The sequence below is a fragment of the Clostridium frigoris genome, from assembly GCF_018861865.1.
Lineage (GTDB): Bacteria > Bacillota > Clostridia > Clostridiales > Clostridiaceae > Clostridium_AD > Clostridium_AD frigoris.
Map to the genome: position 1 here is coordinate 1 of NZ_JAHLDV010000060.1, position 19183 is coordinate 19183.

Sequence of the window (19183 nt, forward strand, 5' to 3'; positions counted from 1 at the left end):
GCCCACATAAATACAAAAATTCAATATATACCAAGAAGGTTTCTTTTTGAAATAATGAGATTTTAAGAATGAGTGAGATATCGAGAGTAATTTATAATATAGAGAGGAAGGAAGGTTTTTTTATGTTATTAATTGAGAGTGAAAATATAAAGAAATATTAGGGAGACAGACTCACACTGGATATTGAAAAATCATGTGAGAAAGTTAAGTGGTACTAGTTGTAGTAAGGAGGTATTCAAAATTTATGAGCAAAAATTTGAACTTAAATAAAGTAATAAACTTAGAGAAATGGGTTGGGTTACAAGAACTTCTTGCAATATCTACCAAGCTCGCAATGATAACTGTTGACTATAAAGGTAATCCAGTCACTAAGCATAGTGGTTGCAATAGATTCTGCAAATCAGTAAGATCAAATCCGGAACTTGAAAAATATTGTCAAAAATGCGATTCTAGAGGTGGATTAGAAGCAGTTCGTTTAAATAGTGCATATATATATTTGTGTCATTTTAATATAGTAGAAATAGCTATTCCAATAATAATTGATGGTAAATATATTGGAGCAATTATGGCAGGTCAAGTAAAGATATCAGATCCTAATGCTTTAGATATATTAGAACAAATAGTAATAATTGCCAAAAAATCTAAGGCGAAAAATGTTTTAGAGGATTTTAAGGAGTATTATGAAGAACTGCCTGTTTTATCTTATGAGGAAGTAAAGAAAACTGCAAATATGTTGTTTTCTTTATGTAACTATGTAGTAGAAGAGGCTCTAGATAAAAAGTTGATTCTAGAAATGTATAAAAAAACTATAAAAAAAGAGTTCGAAATAGATCCAGATACATTAGTAGGTTACACAATGAAAAATATGGAACATGTAAAAAAAGAAATTTCTAATGCTCTAATAAATGCTTATATTGGAGAAAAGATTTATAGTAATGGTGTTGAGATTACAGTAAGTAATACTTTAAAACCAGCAATAGACTACATTTATAAAAATAAAAGCGAAAATATTACAATACAAAAAATGGCTAATGTTTGCCATATTAGCGAAAGTTACTTTAGTAGGTTATTTACAAAAGAAATAGGCGAAAATTTTTCTAACTTTTCATCAAGATTAAAGGTTGAATGGGCCAAAAGTATATTAGAAGAAAAAAATATGAGTATTAATGAAATTAGTGATGAACTTGGTTTTAGTGAAACAGGATATTTTATAAAAGTATTTAAAAAGTATGAAGGTTTAACACCAGCTGTTTATAGAAAATATTTTAAGGAGAATTAGCTGTATGGAGATAAATTATTCCTTTTTCAAATAACTTCTTTGATTTACTGAAAGCATAAAATTACTATTTTATAAATTGATATCAAAAAATTACGGTTTAGAATCGTAATTTTTCGACATGTTATTACAATGAATAATCATGTAAACGATGTTAAAATGAAATTAAGTCGAAAGTAAAAGATTACACAAGCGAGGAGAAAAAAATATGAGAAAAGCATTTATTTGTCCAACTAAATATGTACAAGGTGAAGATGAATTATTGAATTTAGGATATTTTGTAAAGGGTTTTTCAGGATCAGCTCTATTAATTGCTAATAAAGATGATGTGGAACGTGTTAAAGATAAATTAGACATAACTGCTAAAAAATTTGAAATCACTTTTGTAGAAAGTGATTTTATAGGTGAATGTACAAGGGGAGAGGTTGCAAGATTACAAGAGGTTGCTAAAAGTAATAAGTGTGCTTGCATAATCGGTCTTGGTGGTGGTAAAGCAATTGACACGGCTAAATGTGTTGCAGAGGGAGAAGCATTAATTATTGTTCCAACTATAGCGGCTACAGATGCACCAACAAGTCACTCTGCGGTACTTTATACTTCAGAAGGAGCATTTGATGATTATGCTTACTTTAAGCAAAGCCCAAGTGTAGTTCTTATTGATGTATCAGTTATAGCAAAAGCGCCAACTCGTTTCTTGGTTTCGGGAATGGGCGATGCATTATCAACATATTTTGAAGCAAGAGCAACTTCAAAATCATATTCTAATGTTAATGCAGGATTACCTTGTGGTTTTAGAGAAGGTTTATGTGGTCCAGCAAAGGGAACTAATACAGCATTAGCACTTGCTAAGGCATGTTATGAAACTCTTATGAGGGATGGAGTAAAAGCAAAGGCAGCTTCAGATTGTAATTTAGTAACACAAGCATTGGAAAATATTATTGAAGCAAACATTCTTTTATCAGGAATTGGTTTTGAAAGTGCAGGACTTGCTGGAGCTCATGCTATTCATGATGGATTAACTATTTTACCAGGAACTCATAAATACTTCCATGGTGAAAAAGTTGCATTTGGTACAATTGTTCAGCTAGTACTGGAAAATTCACCTACAGAAGAAATAAATGAAGTATTAGATTTTTGTTTAGAAATTGGGCTGCCAGTTTGTTTATCAGATATAGGAGTAGATAGTATTACAAACGAAGAGCTTATGGCAGTGGCTGAAAAGGCATGTATTCCAGAAGAATCAATTCATTCTATGCCATTTCCAATAAATGTAAAAGCGGTAGCTGCATCAATTATAACTGCAGATAAAATAGGTAGAGATTATAAACAGAGGAGAGATAACTAATGAAAAAATTAATTAATAGTCCAGAAACTATAGTAATGGAAATGTGCAATGGTATAGTTTTGGCACATCCAGAATTGGAGTTTATTAGAAAATATAAAATAATAAAGAAAAAAGTTATTAATAAAAACAAAGTAAGTCTAATAAGTGGCGGCGGAAGTGGACATGAACCAGCTCATGCTGGATTTATAGGCAAAGGAATGCTAGATGCTGCAGTATGCGGCGATATATTTGCTTCGCCATCTCAAATTCAAGTATATCAAGCAATTAGAGCTACTGCTAGTGATAAAGGAACATTATTAATTATCAAAAATTATAGTGGAGATATGATGAACTTTAAGAATGCAGCTGATTTAGCAATTGAAGAGGGGATTAAAGTTGATTATGTTAAAGTAGACGATGATATTGCAGTTAAAGATAGCTTATATACTGTAGGTCGTCGTGGGGTTGCTGGAACTGTACTCGTACATAAAATAGCAGGTGCTGCAGCGGAACTTGGATTATCACTAAAAGAAGTTAAGTCAATTGCGCAAAAGGCTATTGCGAATGTTAGAAGTTTAGGATTTGCATTTACATCATGCACTGTACCAGCTAAAGGAACTCCAACTTTTGAAATAGCAGAAGACGAAATGGAATTTGGTGTTGGAATTCATGGGGAACCAGGAATTAAGAGAGAGAAAATGGTTACAGCAGATGAATTAGCAGAAAAAACTGTGGATTCTATTTTAAAAGATATGAAAATAGATGGTGATAACAATGAAGAAGTTGCATTATTAATAAATGGCTTTGGAGGCACACCACTACAAGAATTATATTTATTTAACAATTCAGTTGTTGGTAAATTAGCAAAAAGAAATGTTAAAATAAACAGAATTTTTGTAGGAAACTACATGACAAGTATAGATATGCAAGGTGCCTCTGTATCAATTATGAAATTAGATGATCAGCTTAAAGTGCTATTATCAAAAGAAAGTGATACTCCAGCATTTAAGGTAACAGGTCCTGTAGACCAAGTTGAATATGTAAGTATAGATACTTGTAGTGATGAAAAAAGAGCAGTATCATTTAAAATAGAGACAGATGAAAGCTTCGCAAAGCTTAAAAATGAAAAAGTAAGTTTTAATAATATGATTTATATTATTGATAAAATGTGTGAAGTTATTATTGAAAATGAAGTTCCATTTTGCGAATTAGATTCTCATGCCGGAGATGGTGATTTTGGTATGAGTATAGCAAAAGGATTTAAACAATTAAAGAGAGAATGGAAAGATATTCTTTCAGAAAAACATATCAATATTGGAGAGTTTTTAAATGCATGTTCTTTGGTAATAATGGAACATTGCGGTGGAGCATCAGGCCCAATATGGGGATCAGCATTTAGAGCAGCAGGTAAACATATTGAAGCAAAGACTGAATTAACAGTTTTAGATTTTGCAGAAATGATGAACGCCGCGGCGATAGGAATTCAAGTTATAGGAGAACGTTCTTTTGGAAGAGGAGCTGTAGTTGGAGATAAGACTTTAATAGATGCATTAGTTCCATGTGCCGATTCTTTGATAAAAAGCGCAAAAGAAAACATAGCTTTCAAAGAAGCATTTGCAAGAGGAGCTAAAGCAGCAGTTAAAGGAGCTAAAAAAACTGAAAAAATTGTAGCACGTATGGGTCGTGCGGGAGCAGTTGGAGAGAGAAGTTTAGGCCACCCGGATGCAGGTGCAACAGGACTTGCTATAATATTTACTGAAATTTCTAATGCTATAAAATAATAATTTGTATTTTTAGTAGATAAGAAAGACTTGTGAGTCAATCACGAGCCTTTCTTATTTTTATTTGCGGTATAATAAGTATTTTTGTAGATATAGCATTTATGTTATAATTAATAGAACAACCATATAGGAGGGTTTATAATGAAGTATGAGGTTATAATAGTTAATGCAGATGAAACTTTATTTGACTTTGAAAAATGCTAGACAGCCTAACATCTGAAAGGTGAAATTAACATAGAAAGGATCGAGTTAATTATGGAGAATAACAAACAGGATTTAATGAAGTTAATTCAAATTAAATTACCACATATGAGTAAAGGTCAAAAGATAATTGCTAAATACATACTTGAGCACTATGATAAAGCAGCGTTTATGACAGCTAATAAATTAGGTGCTGCAATAGGTGTAAGTGAATCAACTGTTGTAAGATTTGCCGTCGTGTTAGGATTTAATGGTTATCCAAAACTACAAAAATCTCTTCAGGAATTAATTAAAAGTAAATTAACTTTAGTACAAAAAATGGAATTATCTAATGATTCCATCACTCAAGAGAATGTACTAAAGAGTGTATTAAAAGCTGACATTGAGAATATTAAAAGTACTTTAGAAAAAATAAATCACCAAACTTTTGAAGATATAGTTAATTCATTATTCAAAGCTAGAAAAATATATATAATTGGATTAAGACAATCGGCTGCATTGTCTGGATTTTTAGCTTTTTATTTAAATCTTATTTTAGATAATGTTAAGTTAGTTGAATATGGTGTTAGTGATATATTTGAGCAGATGCTTAATATTGATAATAAAGACATATTGATTGCGATAGGTTTTCCTAGGTATACTGTCAGAACAATTGAAGCCATATCATTCGCAAAAGGTAAAAATGCCAATATTGTAGTAATTACAGATAGTTTATTATCTCCATTAGCAGAGAAGGCTGACTATACGCTAATAGCAGAAAATAATATAACTTCTTTTGTTGATTCACTTGTAACCCCACTTAGTATAATAAATGCGTTAATAATAGCTGTGGGCTTAAGAGAGAAAGAAAAAATTTCTAGTACATTTTCTACTTTGGAAAACATATGGAAAGAATATAAGGTTTATGTTTAAAGCAATTAATTATAAGGCATGTATTATATAATTGAATAAATATTTTCAATTACATAAGGTTTATATTGAACCAAAAGGGAAAAGCCACCTGCACTCCAGGATGACTTTTCCCTTTTTTAAACATGTTGTTTTTGTATTATTATGGATGGTAATTTAGAATGTACGCTTTAAAATTAAAATACTATTAATAAACTCAAATTTTTATTGTAATTTATTTTTTTGTGTGTTATGATATTTTTACAAACAAGTAAACGATAATAATTATTATTTAATATTTATTGTTTAATAAAAAATAAATTTAAACTAATAAAAGTTAAAAATTATTTGTTAAAGAGTGTTGAAACAAGAGTACATTATTGAACATATATTTTCAAGAGACAGGAAGTTATAGTATTTTAATATTTATAAAAAGATATAAAATGGAGGGATAATAAATGTCAATTTATGATTTTAAAGCAATTACAATCGATGGTGAAAAAGTTTCTTTGGAGCAGTACAAGGGAAAAGTAGTAGTTATAGTTAATACGGCAAGTAAGTGCGGATTTACGCCACAGTATGAAGGGTTGGAGAAACTACACGAACAATATAATGATAGGGGACTAGTAATACTCGGATTTCCAAGCAATCAATTTGCAGCTCAGGAACCAGGCGAAAACTCTGAAATAAAGGATTTCTGTTTAATTAATTATGGAGTGAGGTTCACTATGTTCCAGAAGAGCGATGTACGTGGGGAAAATACTAATCCAATTTTTAAATATCTTACAGAAAAAGCAACTTTCAAAGGATTTAATTTGAACCTATCTAATGAGAAAAAACTTAATGACATGCTCCAGAAAGACTTTCCTCAATTTTTAGAAGGAAATTCAATAAAATGGAATTTCACAAAATTCATTATTGATAGGGAAGGCAACATAGCTTACAGATATGAACCAACTACTGAACCGGAATCTATGTCTTCAGATATTGAAAAATTATTAGGAACATCAAAAGAAAATGATACAATTAATAATGATATTTATATTGGCGAAAATGATGAAGAAGTATTAAATTGTGAAGGAAGTCCATGCAACTTTGTATATGATAATAACAATGATTAGTTAGTAGGGGTAAATAATATCAAGGTTTAATAAATAAAAATTTGGAGGTTAATTAGGAAATATTTAAATCCTGGAGATAAACCGGAAGCTTTATTTATTCTAGATGAGAAAGTTATAAGTGTACGCGAATATTGTAATCTTCATGGATTATGGAAAGCATAAAATATTGCATTAGGAGGATAAAAATTGAAAAATTTAAAGGGAACAAAAACTGCTGAAAATCTTTTAAAATCATTTGCAGGAGAATCTCAAGCAAGAAATAGATACACCTATTATGCATCAGTAGCTAAAAAAGAAGGTTATGTGCAGATTCAAAACATATTTACTGAAACAGCAGGTAATGAAAAAGAACATGCAGAAAGGTTTTTTAAATTTTTAGCAAATAGTGAATTAAATGGTGAGGCAGTTGTAATTAAGGATGCAGGGTATCCTATTTTCTTAGGAGATACAAAAGGAAATTTATTAGCAGCCGCCGCAGGAGAGAATGAAGAGTGGACAACTTTATATCCTCATTTTGCAGATATTGCAGAAGAAGAAGGTTTTTCTGACATTGCAAATGTATATAGAAAGATTTCTGAAGTTGAGAAAAGACATGAGAGTAGATACAGAAAACTAGCTAAAAATGTTGAGGACGGTACTGTATTTATAAAAAGTGAAAATACTTTATGGAAATGTAATAATTGTGGCTTTATATTTGATGGTAAGTCTGCACCAAAAGTTTGCCCGGCATGTGATCATCCAAAAGCATATTTTGAGTTATTTACAGAAAACTATTAAAAAATAGATGTGTAAGATTATAAAAGTTAAGGTATAAAAATAATTTTAAAGAAATGTCTAGAGAAGTAAATTTACTTCTTTATTCATTTCTTTATTTTTTGTTGAAAGATATATGAAAATTCAATAATGTGTTTTCTGAATTTTGAAATATAATAAGCTCACGCTTTATTTATATAATTTAAATCATACATCATAAAATAGCCCGAATTTTTTAATACTATATCGTTTGGTTGTACATTTAATAAGTTAAATGAGATATAATGTGTATAAAAGTAAGTGTATATTAAAGATAATGTTGTTATACCTCTTATAAACAAAAATGTAAGAACTGTTTAATATAAATGTTGAAAAAATAGTTTATAAAATTCTAATATCAATTGTAGTGAAACTTATATAAGAGGGGGTATTTAAAATAATGGATGAAAAAAAAGGTAGTGCCATTGCATTGTTACCATTAGGTGTATTTATGGTTCTATTTCTTGGCGTTTCAATTATAATGAAGGACTTTTATAAAATGCCTGTAGTTGTAGCTTTAATAATTGCATCTACTATAGCTATACTTCAAAATAAAAAAATACCTATACAATTAAAAGTTGAAAGATTTTGTAGAGGTGGTGGTGACTCTAGTATCATACTTATGTGTTTGATTTTTATTTTAGCAGGTGCTTTTGCTGAAGTCAGCAAATCTATGGGAGCTGTCGATTCTACTGTAAATTTAGGACTAGCTATTTTCCCACCTAACTTTATAGTAGCTGGTATATTTATAATTGGTTCTTTTATATCCATGTCACTTGGAACTTCCGTTGGAACAATAGTAACTTTAGGACCTATTGCAGTTGAGATTGCACAAAAAACAGGTTTACCTATGGGGATTTTAATTGCTGCTGTAGTCAGTGGTGCTATGTTTGGTGATGGATTATCTATGATATCGAATTCTACTGTAGCTGCTACTAAAACTCAAGATTGTGAAATGGTAGATAAATTCAAAGCGAATTTTAAGATAGTACTTCCTGCAGCTATTGTAACATTACTTATATATGCATTTTTAACTGGTGGTATGCAAATCAATCATTCAGGAAGTTATAACTACCAACTTGTTAAAATATTACCTTACATAGCTGTACTAGTAGTAGCTTTAACAGGATTTAACGTAGTATTAGTATTAGTTGGAGGTATCATATTAGCAACTATAATAGGTCTTATTTACGGTTCCTTTAATATATTTATGGTACTTAAGCTTTGTGCAAAAGGCATTGCAGGTATGGAGGACATATGTATAATATCCATACTAATTGGTGGTATAGGTGAATTAATAAAATTCAACGGTGGTATAGATTTTTTATTAAATACAATACAAAAGAGAATTCACTCTGAGAAAGAGGCTGAATTTGGCATTGGTATATTAGTTAGTGTAGTAGATTTATGTACTGCTAATAACACTGTTTCTATAATTATAGTTGGTTCACTAGCTAAGGACTTATCTGAAAAATATGGTGTAGATAAGAGAAAAGCTGCTAGCCTTTTAGACACTTTTGCTTGCTTTGTACAAGGATGTATACCGTATGGTGCCCAACTCTTGGTTGCCTCTAGTCTTGCAGCAATTTCACCATTTTTAATAATGAAATACCTTTGTTATCCATATCTTTTAGGCATTTCATCAGTATTTGCTATAATACTTGGTATACCTAAATTTAAAACTCCAGCTAAAGGTGCATTAAAGCTAGAAGACTAATACTCTCCTCCTATGTGAGTATTAGTAAGTATATCTCATATAATACGTACTAAAAGCAAAAGATATATGTAACTTTAAATATTAATTATCTTTTTTATTTTCTAATTTATTTAAAATAATATCTATCTTTTCCTCCATTTCTTTATTTCTATTAATATACTTTGTAAATACTTGTATTGATTTATATATCCCCATTATAATTGCTATTAATATAGCAAAGTTAATAATTGTAAAAACAATTGTAGTAAGGTTAATACTCATCTAAATCCTCCTTTTTATATTAAATTATAAAATGTTAATTTAATTATACCATAATTACCATATATTAATTATAATTGTAATTTTTAAAAATGAGTAATAGCACCCACAGGAAAGTAACTCAATTGAGTATTGTGTTACTTTCATATTATCAAAATAATTTTGTAGGTAATGTAGATAAAAAGTGAACTTTATAAATAAGTACATAAATTTTACAATTTAATTTTAAAATAATTGTGTTTATATACTGTATAATTAAACAAGGACACAACGGTGAAAAATAAATATCAGGGGGACTTTATGGTTAAAAAGAAAGTTGTATTAATTAAAATAGGGGGAATAATACTCGTTGTTATAATAGCCGCATTTATTTATTTCTTGAGTATAAGAAGTGAGTTTACAAAATATCTGGATACAAAATATCCTAAACTGTCATTCAAAGTAGGTCTTACAAAAAATAATATTTTATATGGTAACTATTATTCAGATGTGATTTGTTTAAATGATGGAACATATTTTGTTATTTCTAAAGATAAGGAAAACATCTCCGAGGATTATATTCAATACAAAAGTGTAATGCAATATAACTCAAAGATTAAAAGTGCATTTAAAGGTAGAGCTATTCAGAAACACATAAAAAGTGTAACGGGAAGCGGTGCAATACCATTTAAAGAGAATGTTTCATACATACAAATAAATATAGACCTGATTAATGGCGTAGACCAGATTTCGGACGCAAAAGATGTGCTGAAAATTTTAAAAGAGAAAAATATAGTTACAAATAGTGTGATATTCTCATATGAAAAAGATAGGAGTTACTATGAATTATGGTTACCTTCAAATGGTTATAATTTAACAAGAAAACAAATTGAATCCAAAATTATAAAAATAAGATAGTATATTATAAACATTGTAAATAATACTGGTTATATTCTTCTTTAGAAAGAGATCCTAATGATCCAGATTCTAGCAATACTGACTGCTCTAAAATATTAACATGGTATAAATAGGATGGTGCAAGTGGTTTAACTACAGTAGAAAGAAAAGTAAAACACGTTATTTTATATTATTTTTGATATTTTCTGAATACTTTATGGAAAAACTACTCTTTATTGAAAATTAAATTGATGTTAGTGACTCATAATTAATTATTGTAATAGAATGAGCATCATATTCTATTAACCCATCCATTCTCATCTTATTTAATTCACGAGAAAGAGAAGGCCTTTGAATTCCAAATTTTTCAGCAAGTTCTTTTTTTGTGAGTTCCAATTTTACTATGAGGTTGTTTTGAGAAAAACTCTCATACAATAAAAAATCAATTAAGCATTGTCGTATAGTTTTCATAGATAATGTTTTAATTTTATCTGTTAATATTAAAGTTTTGTCTGAGAGTGATTCGAGCAAATTATTTAAAAACTTAATATTGATTTGACAAAATTTCAAAACTAAATCTTTTTTTAAATGAAGGATGATGACATCACCTTTTGAAAGAACTGTCATGGGATAAAAATTTTTATGGGAAAAAAGTAGATTTCCGCCTATTACATCACCCATAGTAAAATCACTAATAGTTAGTACATTGCCATTAGAATCAAATTTTTGAACTAATACAGTTCCTTTTAAAATTATATCAAAACGAGTGCATTTTTCATTTTGAAAATATATCACAGAATCCTTTTTATAGTTTTTAATTTCATATAAGTCTTTAGTAAATAAATGTTCTATATCTTTAAAAGAAAGTTCTTTAAATAAATCAATTTTTTTAAGTAAAGGTATATAGTTTAACATATATTAATTAGCTCCTTTTTAAAAAATTAGTAACCATGGTAACTGATTTATACTTTAGGTTAAATTATAATATAAGTATAGATATTTTGAAAGGGGAAATCGCAATATATGGATATGTTTACTATGGCACTTTGGGTTATTACTGGAACCTGGTTTATTTGGTCAATGATTAAAGATAAAAAAAAGACATTAAACTCTATTAAGATGTCAAGTGGAATGATGAAAAACATGATAGGTGAGATAGTTGGGATACTATTTCTTATTGGTTTAATATTAACTTTTATTCCGCCTGATACAATAAAGCAATATATGGGTCAGTCCAATATTTTTATATCCACAATTATTTCAGCTTTTGTAGGAAGTATAACTTTAATACCTGCTTTCGTTGCGTTTCCACTGGTAGGTTCTCTTGTAAATGCAGGTGCTAACATAGTTCCAGTGGTTGCATTTTTAACAACATTAACTATGGTAGGAATAGTTACTTTCCCACTTGAAAAAAGAAAATTTGGTATGAAGTTTACTATAGTAAGAAATTCTTTAAGCTTTGTATTTGCTATTATAATTGCACTATTAATGGGGGTATTAATATGAACTCAATTAGAGACAATATAAAAAATAATATGCTTTTAACTTTAGTGTTCATAAGTTACATAGCGCTGTTAATTTTAATGCCAAACAAGGCTGCTCAGTCTTTTAATAACAGTTTATATTATGTGAAAGAAATGCTTATAATTATGCCAGTTATATTGCTTCTAACTTCTCTTATTGAAGCATGGATTCCGAAAAAAACAATAGAAAATGCATTAGGTGAAGGTTCAGGATTTAAGGGATCTATATTGTCTTTCTTACTTGGAAGCTTTTCAGCAGGGCCTATATATGCAGCGTTTCCAGTTTGTAAAATGCTTTTAAAAAAAGGAACAAGTGTCTCAAATATTGTAATTATGCTTAGTACCTGGGCAGTTATTAAAATACCAATGCTTGCTAATGAATCAAAATTTTTAGGACCAAAATTTATGGCGATAAGATGGGCTTTAACTACTATCGCGATTTTTCTTATGGCTTATATTACATCGATAATAGTAAGAAAAGAGGATATCCCCATGGATGATATGACTAATAATAAAGAGGGGACTATACTAAATGTAAATGAAAATTACTGTATTGGTTGTGGAATATGCACAAAAATATCACCAGATAATTTTATTCTTATAAATAAAAAAGCAAAGCTTGTTAAGAAAACACTTAAATCAGACGAAACTGAAAATATAAAAGATGCGATACAGAGGTGTCCAGCTAAAGCTATTCAATACAAAGAATAAAATAATAAAAGCTTAGAATTATGAAAATAATTCTAAGCTTTTCATTTATGTACTCCTACTTTTTATCCATTTAGTTCCTTAGCGTGAGGTTTGCCTGCAATGTTGGCGCTACCCCATGAGGAAATATGTTCATCATCCTGTCGAGTTAATCCTTTAATATTAAAGCCGAATAAGATTTTAATAACCCAAGCAAAAATTAGTATTACAACTATCGGAATAACACAAGAGGTTATAATAAGAACAGCAATTGTATATAAGAATGTACTAAGTGTATCTTCTCCCTTTTTAGTTATTTCAGATATGCCATTTCCTATTTTAGAAGTGAAATTGGATAAATAATCGCCAGTCTTTTCAATCCAGTTTTTGTCTTCTTTGGAAAGTTCATTTTTCTTTTCGTCTATATATTCTTTGTTTTGTTTTGCAGTTTCAACCGTTTGTTCTATTGAGGCTTGGTAAGACGAATACATTAAGTCACTTACTTGTATGCTTGCCGGAATTGCCATAAATAGAATGATTCCAAATATAGTTAGTTTTATTGCAAGATCTTTTAATACAACTTTATTTTTGTATAAATAACAAGCACCTAAAATACAAGCAAAAGGGATAATAAAAGTAAATGACACATAACCAACTACTCCAATTAGCATCTTTTCTAATAAAATTGCACACAGTACAACAATGAAATAAGAACTTAATTCTGCAATCTGATTAGCAATTGGCGTTGCAGCATCTCCGGGTATTAACGATAAAGCTGTTGAGGATGCTGCCGCTGATGCTGCGAGTTTCATAACTATAACCTTTTTATCGTCCAATGACTTTATGTTTGATGAATTAAAACTTGGAGCTGTTACTATTTTTATACAACGAAAATTGACAATAATGCTATTGCGAGTAATGTTATCAGTATCATAGTTCGTTTAGAAAACTTTGTTTTAATTTCTTTAATCATACGTTACCTCTCCTTTGTAAATTCCACATTAATAATATATATTCCGAACTTTACATTATATAAATAATCTCCAGTTTACACTTTGAATAGGTTTGGATAAAACTATCACCTTAAGTATATTAGCTGTAATTTCCACAAATATATCTATAATCATTCTAATTTATAGATGTATTGGTCTGAGAGTACGAATACGACGTAGATGTTTAGTTAATTATACTATAATTACCATGGATTGCATATTAGGAATTTAGGAATCAAAAAATAAAAGGGTATGAAGCATATTCAAGGATAAACTTTAGAATATATAAAAAAATAAAGTATCTCAAAATGATTAAAAAACATTTTGAGATACTCCAAAAATCTTACTATTTTCTAACCTCTTTATGCCATATAAAAAGCAAAATGAAGGTGTAAGAATATTGAGCAACAAATTGTATTATTTCTGGTTTTGAGTACCAACCAATTAAAATGTAAAGAGGAAGTCCTATTATACCTTCTTTATGGTAGAAGATAGTTTTTGAAAGGTCGAATGCCTTAATTAATAGTGGACTTGAACTTGAAATAATATTTAAAGAATGGAACGCAGATAAGCCTTCATGGATGCCATAACCTAGTAAAAATCCAGCTTGTATAATTAAATATACTAAAGTTACATTAAATAATATCTTTAAATTTATCTTTACTAAAGAGAAATAAATTAATATGCAAAAAATTAATGCTGTAGCAACACCTAAAAATATTGATAATAAAAGATATTTGCCAGCAAAAACAAATACTGCAATTTCAGTACCTTCACGAACAACCATAAAAAAGGTAATACTAAAAATGCCTATAGCTGAAAGATTAGTTTTAACTTGAGTTTGAACTTCAGTAACCATGTTTCTTCCATGTTTTATCATCCAATAGATAAAAGTAGTTATCAATATTAGTGCTAAAATACTTGATGAACTTTCCCATAACTTAGTTAATTCATCTGTTTTACCAATAGATTTTGATATGAATAATAAAATTCCTCCGATTCCTACTGAAGCTAAAATCCCTATTAAAGCTCCTGAAAATGCATTTTTCATAAAAGTAATATTGCCACTCTTTTTTAAATATTGAAGTATAATTACAACGATTAAGAAAGCTTCAAGGCCCTCTCTAAAACCCATAATTAGTCCTGGTAAAAAATTTGCCATAAATATAACATTCCTTTCATCTACTTGACATTGATTATTATTATCAAATCAATTATAAAATATAGTTATATTTTTGTCAATGGGTGTTTTTGCCTATACACGCGAAAAGGTGGAATAGGTTAATAGCATCAAAGTGAATGTACCTAAACTGGTATTGTATTACTTTCAGTATATCAATATAACTTAAATATAGTAAACTCAATATCTAATTTATATAGGGAGTTTATTTATGGCGAAATAGAAAAATAAAACTAACTAAGGGGATATTACTTTGACGTTTGGTTCTGAGAAATTGCATATCTTAATTTAGTTTTTTATTAAGGTTAAAAAAACATAAAAGCAATTCCTATTATTGATGTAATCCATAGTATATATTCGCTTATAATTACTGTTTTTAACTTTAATTTCTTATTAAATATGGAAAGTAGTATTAATAAGATAAATACTGCTATTAATATATATATCGCTATAGGTATCATTGACATATCTAATTCCTTCTTTCTAAATATATATAGTAGTATGCCCATACAATATATTAAGATGTTATATTGTATACACTTTAACTGGTTTATTTTTGTAATATTATCAATTTAAATCGTGTTTTAAGGGTGAAACTACTTTTAAGTACAAAAAAGTAATTTTATGACATGATATTTATAAAGAATAGATATTTATGGTACAATTAATTTGTAATTAGCTCTAATTTATTAATATCAATAAGGATTTATATTATATAATGTCAAATTGGTTAGACTTGATGTTTGTAGTTTTTGCTTTTATAGAAGGTATAAATGCACAGCAAAATCCCTTTACTAATATCAATGTGATTATTTCATGGACAATCATTACCTTGGTAGTTATTTCAATAAGATATATTCACTTTAAGCAAGTGAAATAGTGAATAGTCAAAAGCAAGAGATCTTTACTTGCTAAGTAAGTCCTATCATAGAAAAATGCCACCGCACATTCACCATGTACGGTGGCATTCCACTTTTATGTCCTTATCATCAAGATAGTGAAAATTTACTTTATTTCCAAATGGATTATTCAAAGAATCAATAAAAGATTAAATATCTTTTTTTTACTATACTATCTATATAACTAAAGAAATAATTTATTAATTATTTAAAACTAAATCTAAAATTATTATAAAATATACAAATACAAAGATACAAAAAAATATTAAATTTGTTTTAAGCTATATATGGGTTATTAAGCATTTGGTTAAATTTAACTAAATACTTATAGCCTTGAATATATCTAATTATATGATATATTGTGGACCACGAATGTAATATAGTTAATCATAATAACTGTCCAAAGCTTCCTTGAATACTTTATATTAATATTTTTTAATAAATAAGGAACTCTTAAAGCAAAAAAACTGTTGATCCATAAGTAAATTGTATTCTATTGGATCATAGATTGCAAAATATATTGCACAGTCAGATGACTTTTGTAATCACCTCGATGGTGTAGATTTATCTTATTGAAATACATTAAAATTTTTAAGGAATAAGCAATAGACCAAATGTGAAATTAACACAATTACACTTGTGTTACTTTCGCTAATCCAATCCATTTTACAAATTTGAGTTTATTTTATTATAAATTCAAAAATTGAAAACACCAAAGTAAGTATCGCAGCCAATAAATAACTTTTAGAAACCTCTTTATTTTTCTTCCAATACTGAATGGCTTGAATTAACATTGACACACCCAACAATGGAATAATTACATCTATTTCAACTTTCCAAAAACCTAAAATCTGCATACATACAAATATTATTATGCTTATAGAACAAATATTGCTAAGTACAGACAGCACTTTTTCATCTGTTTGTTTTTTCCTCCATTGTTTTTTTCTCCAGATACCATTGCTAAGTACAGACAACGCTTTTTCATCTGTTTGTTTTTTACTCCAGATACCTCTCACTTTTCCCATTGTACCTCCCCCAATACGATTAATTATTATTTTCCTTGTAAATCAGTTTATTTGTTATCACGTTACTCACGCTCTAAACTCCATACTATCATACTAATTATTTAGTCCTAATTTAAGAACATTGTAAACTATTTAATAGTTTGTTCCTCTTTATGACAAATTAGGATAGAGACTATAAAAAATGTTGAACTAAATACTAAGATTGCAATCCAATCAATATTTTTAATTGAAACCCCTCTAATAAATGATATAGATAAATAAAAGATAATCATAGTAAGAGTGCTAATAAATATTCTTTTAAATGATTTTTTTGTTGGTACTCTCATTTGAACTCTCTCCTTTTTAGAAAATTTGTACTACTGAATATCATATAATTGTCTCAATACTGTAGATTTATGATTAATGAATCTTATCTTACAAGTTGCAATTACCTTATTGACTTAAATATAACATATATTCCATATAAAAGACTTGAAGTTTTAAATAATAAAAACCATAAATATTTTTATAATTATGACAAGTTATATTGTAAATTTGACAATATAACTTGTCACAAGGTCTAAATAGTGATATATTATATTTTAGCATTGTTGTTTCTCTTTAACCTTTAATGAGCTTTGTTTTTACAACAATTAAGGAAGTGTGACTTTATGAAGGAAGAATTAATATTAAAAAACAAACTTAAAATAGCTAGAGCAGAGAATAATCTATCCCAAGGAGATTTAGCTGAAATGGTTGGTGTTTCCAGACAAACAATTAGTTCAATAGAAACAGGGCAATTTAATCCGACTGCAAAATTAGCATTAATATTTTGCATTGCATTAGATAAAAAATTCGAAGATTTATTTTACTTTGAGTAAACTAATGAGCAATAGTAAAGGAAGGTAATTTAATCATGAATAAAGAAGAAATTTTAGAAAAAAGCAAACGTGAAAATTTATGGGAAGATGAAAGAACTAAGCAAGTTACAATTAAATCAGAAAACTATGCAGCATCAATAGGAACTATTATATTAGCATTAGTTACATTATGGAAAGTGTTTCATAAAATGCCGCACAATGATTTAATGGCAATTATTGGGATTCAAATTGCAATTGCTTCTATTTATAAGTATAAAAATAAAACAGAAAACAAGCTATATTTAGTCATAGGCATTATGATGTTGTTTGCTTCTATTATATTTTTATTAGATTTCTTTATTAATGGAGTTGGATAGTCGATGGATAAAATTAATAGATGATTTTCTAGTATTCATCACCCTAAAAATATGTAATAGCCTCAATGTAAAAGTAACTCAATTGGTATTGTGTTACCTTTGCTTTATATAATAAAATAATTCCCCCCAAATCTAAAAATTTATCCCCTTCCTCCATATATATAAGTTATAACGCTAAAGGAGGAATTACCAATGGACAAAACCAAAATAATAAAAAGTCTCGTCCCAGGAGCTTTACTATCCTATGAAAAATACAACATCCTACCATCATTAACCATAGCTCAAGCCATCCTAGAAACAGGCTGGATGCAATATGTTAAGGGGAATAACATCTTTGGTATCAAATGGACAGAAGGCTCTGGATATGAAGTTCAAGAATTTAATACTCATGAATTTATAAATGGAGTAAACACTCCCATGGTATGCAGGTTTAGAAAGTATAACACGCTGAATGACAGCCTGCTCGACCATGGAAAGCTTTTAAGTTTTACTAGGTACAAGTCTGTAACAACATCTAAAAATTATAAGCAAGCCTGCCAAAACGTTTATAAATCCGGTTACTGTACTGATAATGAGTACCCCCAAAAACTAATAGCCATAATTGAGCAAAATAAGCTTTATGTTTACGACTGCGCTCCTAAATCTGAAACCACTAAAAGCACAACCAACGAGGATATTAAATATCTACAAAAGTGCTTAAATCTTATGAAAATAAGAGATGTAAATAATAAAGTTTTAGTTGTAGACGGAGCCAATGGACCCTTAATCATAGGTGTTATTAAAAAGCTTCAGAAAATACTTAATCTTTCTATTGATGGCATATGTGGACCTGAAGTATTATCTGCAGTAAAAAATATTATGGGAAAGCCCCTATGTAGCACTAATTCTGCGGGATGCATTGCAGCCATAAGATATATTCAATGGAGAACTGGTGGCGCTATTGATGGTGTTTATGGAAATGAAACTGTAAGACTTGTTAAGGAATATCAAAAAACTAATAAATTAGTGATTGATGGAATTGCTGGCAACGGTACTTGGCAAAGGTTACTCTCTTGAACTTTATAATAATATATATAAATGCGTATTGTAATAATTAATGTATTATACACTTGAAATAATTATTTACAAGCTTATTTTATGTAACATAAATGTTAAATCATCTCCTGGGTCGCTGAAATATTAACAACTTTGGAAGCAGATTTAGACTGCCACCAAAGTAATTTTTCTAGGCTAGACAATTGCCACTTATAGAAGATGGCAGACTTGAAGCTTCCAAAATGTTGTTAAAAGTAGTTAAGATTAAATCTTAACTACTTTTTTAGTGTGCCCGGCATGGGCGTTTACTCGTCGGTGAAAGTCCGATACGGGGGCCGATAGTGCTAACCGTTAGCTTAAGACAAGGGTGTCCACCGTGAGGTGGAATC

Annotated in this window: 18 protein-coding genes and 2 pseudogenes; 14 read left to right on the forward strand and 6 right to left on the reverse strand. The window is 28.9% G+C overall.

Annotated elements, in window-relative coordinates; genetic code table 11:
- Nucleotides 1-244: 244 nt before the first annotated feature.
- From KPL37_RS16735 to KPL37_RS16770, 8 genes and pseudogenes are all read left to right on the forward strand, one after another.
- Nucleotides 245-1279, forward strand: coding sequence for a PocR ligand-binding domain-containing protein (locus KPL37_RS16735; RefSeq protein ID WP_216151171.1), 1035 nt, complete (start codon nt 245-247; stop codon nt 1277-1279).
- A 205-nt stretch (nt 1280-1484) separates the two neighbouring features.
- The gene (locus KPL37_RS16740) at nt 1485-2621 is read left to right on the forward strand and encodes a glycerol dehydrogenase (protein ID WP_216151172.1); all 1137 of its coding nucleotides are present in this window, start codon (nt 1485-1487) and stop codon (nt 2619-2621) included.
- Nucleotides 2621-4381, forward strand: coding sequence for a dihydroxyacetone kinase subunit DhaK (dhaK, locus tag KPL37_RS16745; protein WP_216151173.1), 1761 nt, complete (start codon nt 2621-2623; stop codon nt 4379-4381). The genes KPL37_RS16740 and dhaK overlap by 1 nt, the downstream gene beginning before the upstream one ends.
- Before the next feature lie 255 nt (nt 4382-4636).
- Nucleotides 4637-5494, forward strand: a complete 858-nt coding sequence (locus KPL37_RS16750) for a MurR/RpiR family transcriptional regulator (protein WP_216151174.1) — start codon at nt 4637-4639, stop codon at nt 5492-5494.
- Between the two features lie 434 nt (nt 5495-5928).
- Nucleotides 5929-6471: pseudogene (locus KPL37_RS16755) on the forward strand (glutathione peroxidase); the annotation flags it as partial.
- A 165-nt stretch (nt 6472-6636) separates the two neighbouring features.
- Nucleotides 6637-6753, forward strand: a pseudogene (locus tag KPL37_RS16760) (desulfoferrodoxin family protein); the annotation flags it as partial.
- 24 nt (nt 6754-6777) lie between these two features.
- On the forward strand, nt 6778-7368 hold the full coding sequence (rbr, locus tag KPL37_RS16765) for a rubrerythrin (RefSeq protein WP_216151176.1): 591 nt from the start codon (nt 6778-6780) through the stop codon (nt 7366-7368).
- Between the two features lie 415 nt (nt 7369-7783).
- Nucleotides 7784-9100: a Na+/H+ antiporter NhaC family protein gene (locus KPL37_RS16770; protein WP_216151177.1), complete on the forward strand. Its 1317-nt coding sequence runs from the start codon at nt 7784-7786 to the stop codon at nt 9098-9100.
- A gap of 81 nt (nt 9101-9181) precedes the next feature.
- On the opposite strand, the gene KPL37_RS16775 is transcribed toward KPL37_RS16770, so the two are convergent.
- Nucleotides 9182-9361 (reverse strand): hypothetical protein, encoded by a 180-nt coding sequence (locus KPL37_RS16775; protein ID WP_216151178.1) that lies wholly within the window; start codon nt 9359-9361, stop codon nt 9182-9184.
- Between the two features lie 297 nt (nt 9362-9658).
- On the opposite strand from KPL37_RS16775, the gene KPL37_RS16780 reads away from it, so the two are divergent.
- Entirely contained in the window at nt 9659-10255 is a 597-nt protein-coding gene (locus KPL37_RS16780) for a hypothetical protein (RefSeq protein ID WP_216151179.1), read from the forward strand.
- 222 nt (nt 10256-10477) lie between these two features.
- On the opposite strand, the gene KPL37_RS16785 is transcribed toward KPL37_RS16780, so the two are convergent.
- Nucleotides 10478-11149, reverse strand: coding sequence for a Crp/Fnr family transcriptional regulator (locus KPL37_RS16785; protein ID WP_216151180.1), 672 nt, complete (start codon nt 11147-11149; stop codon nt 10478-10480).
- Between the two features lie 108 nt (nt 11150-11257).
- Between KPL37_RS16785 and KPL37_RS16790 the strand changes: the two genes are divergently transcribed.
- Both KPL37_RS16790 and KPL37_RS16795 read left to right on the forward strand, forming a co-directional pair.
- Nucleotides 11258-11740, forward strand: coding sequence for a permease (locus KPL37_RS16790; RefSeq protein ID WP_216151181.1), 483 nt, complete (start codon nt 11258-11260; stop codon nt 11738-11740).
- Nucleotides 11737-12468, forward strand: a complete 732-nt coding sequence (locus tag KPL37_RS16795) for a permease (protein ID WP_216151182.1) — start codon at nt 11737-11739, stop codon at nt 12466-12468. The genes KPL37_RS16790 and KPL37_RS16795 overlap by 4 nt, the downstream gene beginning before the upstream one ends.
- A gap of 62 nt (nt 12469-12530) precedes the next feature.
- Here KPL37_RS16795 and KPL37_RS16800 read toward each other — a convergent pair whose 3' ends face one another.
- The 4 genes from KPL37_RS16800 to KPL37_RS16815 all read right to left on the reverse strand — a co-directional run bounded on the left by KPL37_RS16800 (nt 12531) and on the right by KPL37_RS16815 (nt 16869).
- Nucleotides 12531-13280, reverse strand: coding sequence for a hypothetical protein (locus KPL37_RS16800; RefSeq protein ID WP_216151183.1), 750 nt, complete (start codon nt 13278-13280; stop codon nt 12531-12533).
- A 502-nt stretch (nt 13281-13782) separates the two neighbouring features.
- Nucleotides 13783-14598, reverse strand: a complete 816-nt coding sequence (locus KPL37_RS16805; protein WP_216151184.1) for an FTR1 family iron permease — start codon at nt 14596-14598, stop codon at nt 13783-13785.
- A gap of 1597 nt (nt 14599-16195) precedes the next feature.
- The gene (locus tag KPL37_RS16810) at nt 16196-16543 is read right to left on the reverse strand and encodes a hypothetical protein (RefSeq protein ID WP_246578344.1); all 348 of its coding nucleotides are present in this window, start codon (nt 16541-16543) and stop codon (nt 16196-16198) included.
- Between the two features lie 128 nt (nt 16544-16671).
- Nucleotides 16672-16869 (reverse strand): hypothetical protein, encoded by a 198-nt coding sequence (locus tag KPL37_RS16815; protein ID WP_216151185.1) that lies wholly within the window; start codon nt 16867-16869, stop codon nt 16672-16674.
- A gap of 324 nt (nt 16870-17193) precedes the next feature.
- Between KPL37_RS16815 and KPL37_RS16820 the strand changes: the two genes are divergently transcribed.
- From KPL37_RS16820 to KPL37_RS16830, 3 genes are all read left to right on the forward strand, one after another.
- Complete coding sequence (locus KPL37_RS16820) at nt 17194-17403, forward strand: helix-turn-helix transcriptional regulator (protein WP_151553675.1); 210 nt, start codon at nt 17194-17196, stop codon at nt 17401-17403.
- A 35-nt stretch (nt 17404-17438) separates the two neighbouring features.
- Nucleotides 17439-17759, forward strand: a complete 321-nt coding sequence (locus tag KPL37_RS16825; protein WP_216151186.1) for a DUF6442 family protein — start codon at nt 17439-17441, stop codon at nt 17757-17759.
- Nucleotides 17760-17951: 192 nt separating this feature from the next.
- Nucleotides 17952-18815 (forward strand): glucosaminidase domain-containing protein, encoded by an 864-nt coding sequence (locus tag KPL37_RS16830; RefSeq protein ID WP_216151187.1) that lies wholly within the window; start codon nt 17952-17954, stop codon nt 18813-18815.
- The last annotated feature ends 368 nt before the right edge of the window (nt 18816-19183 follow it).

Coding starts and splice junctions, on each gene's coding strand:
- KPL37_RS16805 (WP_216151184.1), bottom strand. CDS start 14,598: ATGGCAAATTTTTTACCAGGACTAATTATGGGTTTTAGAGAGGGCCTT.
- KPL37_RS16740 (WP_216151172.1), top strand. CDS start 1,485: ATGAGAAAAGCATTTATTTGTCCAACTAAATATGTACAAGGTGAAGAT.
- KPL37_RS16790 (WP_216151181.1), top strand. CDS start 11,258: ATGGATATGTTTACTATGGCACTTTGGGTTATTACTGGAACCTGGTTT.
- KPL37_RS16815 (WP_216151185.1), bottom strand. CDS start 16,869: ATGAGAGTACCAACAAAAAAATCATTTAAAAGAATATTTATTAGCACT.
- KPL37_RS16785 (WP_216151180.1), bottom strand. CDS start 11,149: ATGTTAAACTATATACCTTTACTTAAAAAAATTGATTTATTTAAAGAA.
- KPL37_RS16795 (WP_216151182.1), top strand. CDS start 11,737: ATGAACTCAATTAGAGACAATATAAAAAATAATATGCTTTTAACTTTA.
- KPL37_RS16830 (WP_216151187.1), top strand. CDS start 17,952: ATGGACAAAACCAAAATAATAAAAAGTCTCGTCCCAGGAGCTTTACTA.
- dhaK (WP_216151173.1), top strand. CDS start 2,621: ATGAAAAAATTAATTAATAGTCCAGAAACTATAGTAATGGAAATGTGC.
- KPL37_RS16810 (WP_246578344.1), bottom strand. CDS start 16,543: ATGGGAAAAGTGAGAGGTATCTGGAGTAAAAAACAAACAGATGAAAAA.
- KPL37_RS16825 (WP_216151186.1), top strand. CDS start 17,439: ATGAATAAAGAAGAAATTTTAGAAAAAAGCAAACGTGAAAATTTATGG.
- KPL37_RS16820 (WP_151553675.1), top strand. CDS start 17,194: ATGAAGGAAGAATTAATATTAAAAAACAAACTTAAAATAGCTAGAGCA.
- KPL37_RS16775 (WP_216151178.1), bottom strand. CDS start 9,361: ATGAGTATTAACCTTACTACAATTGTTTTTACAATTATTAACTTTGCT.
- KPL37_RS16780 (WP_216151179.1), top strand. CDS start 9,659: ATGGTTAAAAAGAAAGTTGTATTAATTAAAATAGGGGGAATAATACTC.
- KPL37_RS16735 (WP_216151171.1), top strand. CDS start 245: ATGAGCAAAAATTTGAACTTAAATAAAGTAATAAACTTAGAGAAATGG.
- KPL37_RS16750 (WP_216151174.1), top strand. CDS start 4,637: ATGGAGAATAACAAACAGGATTTAATGAAGTTAATTCAAATTAAATTA.
- KPL37_RS16770 (WP_216151177.1), top strand. CDS start 7,784: ATGGATGAAAAAAAAGGTAGTGCCATTGCATTGTTACCATTAGGTGTA.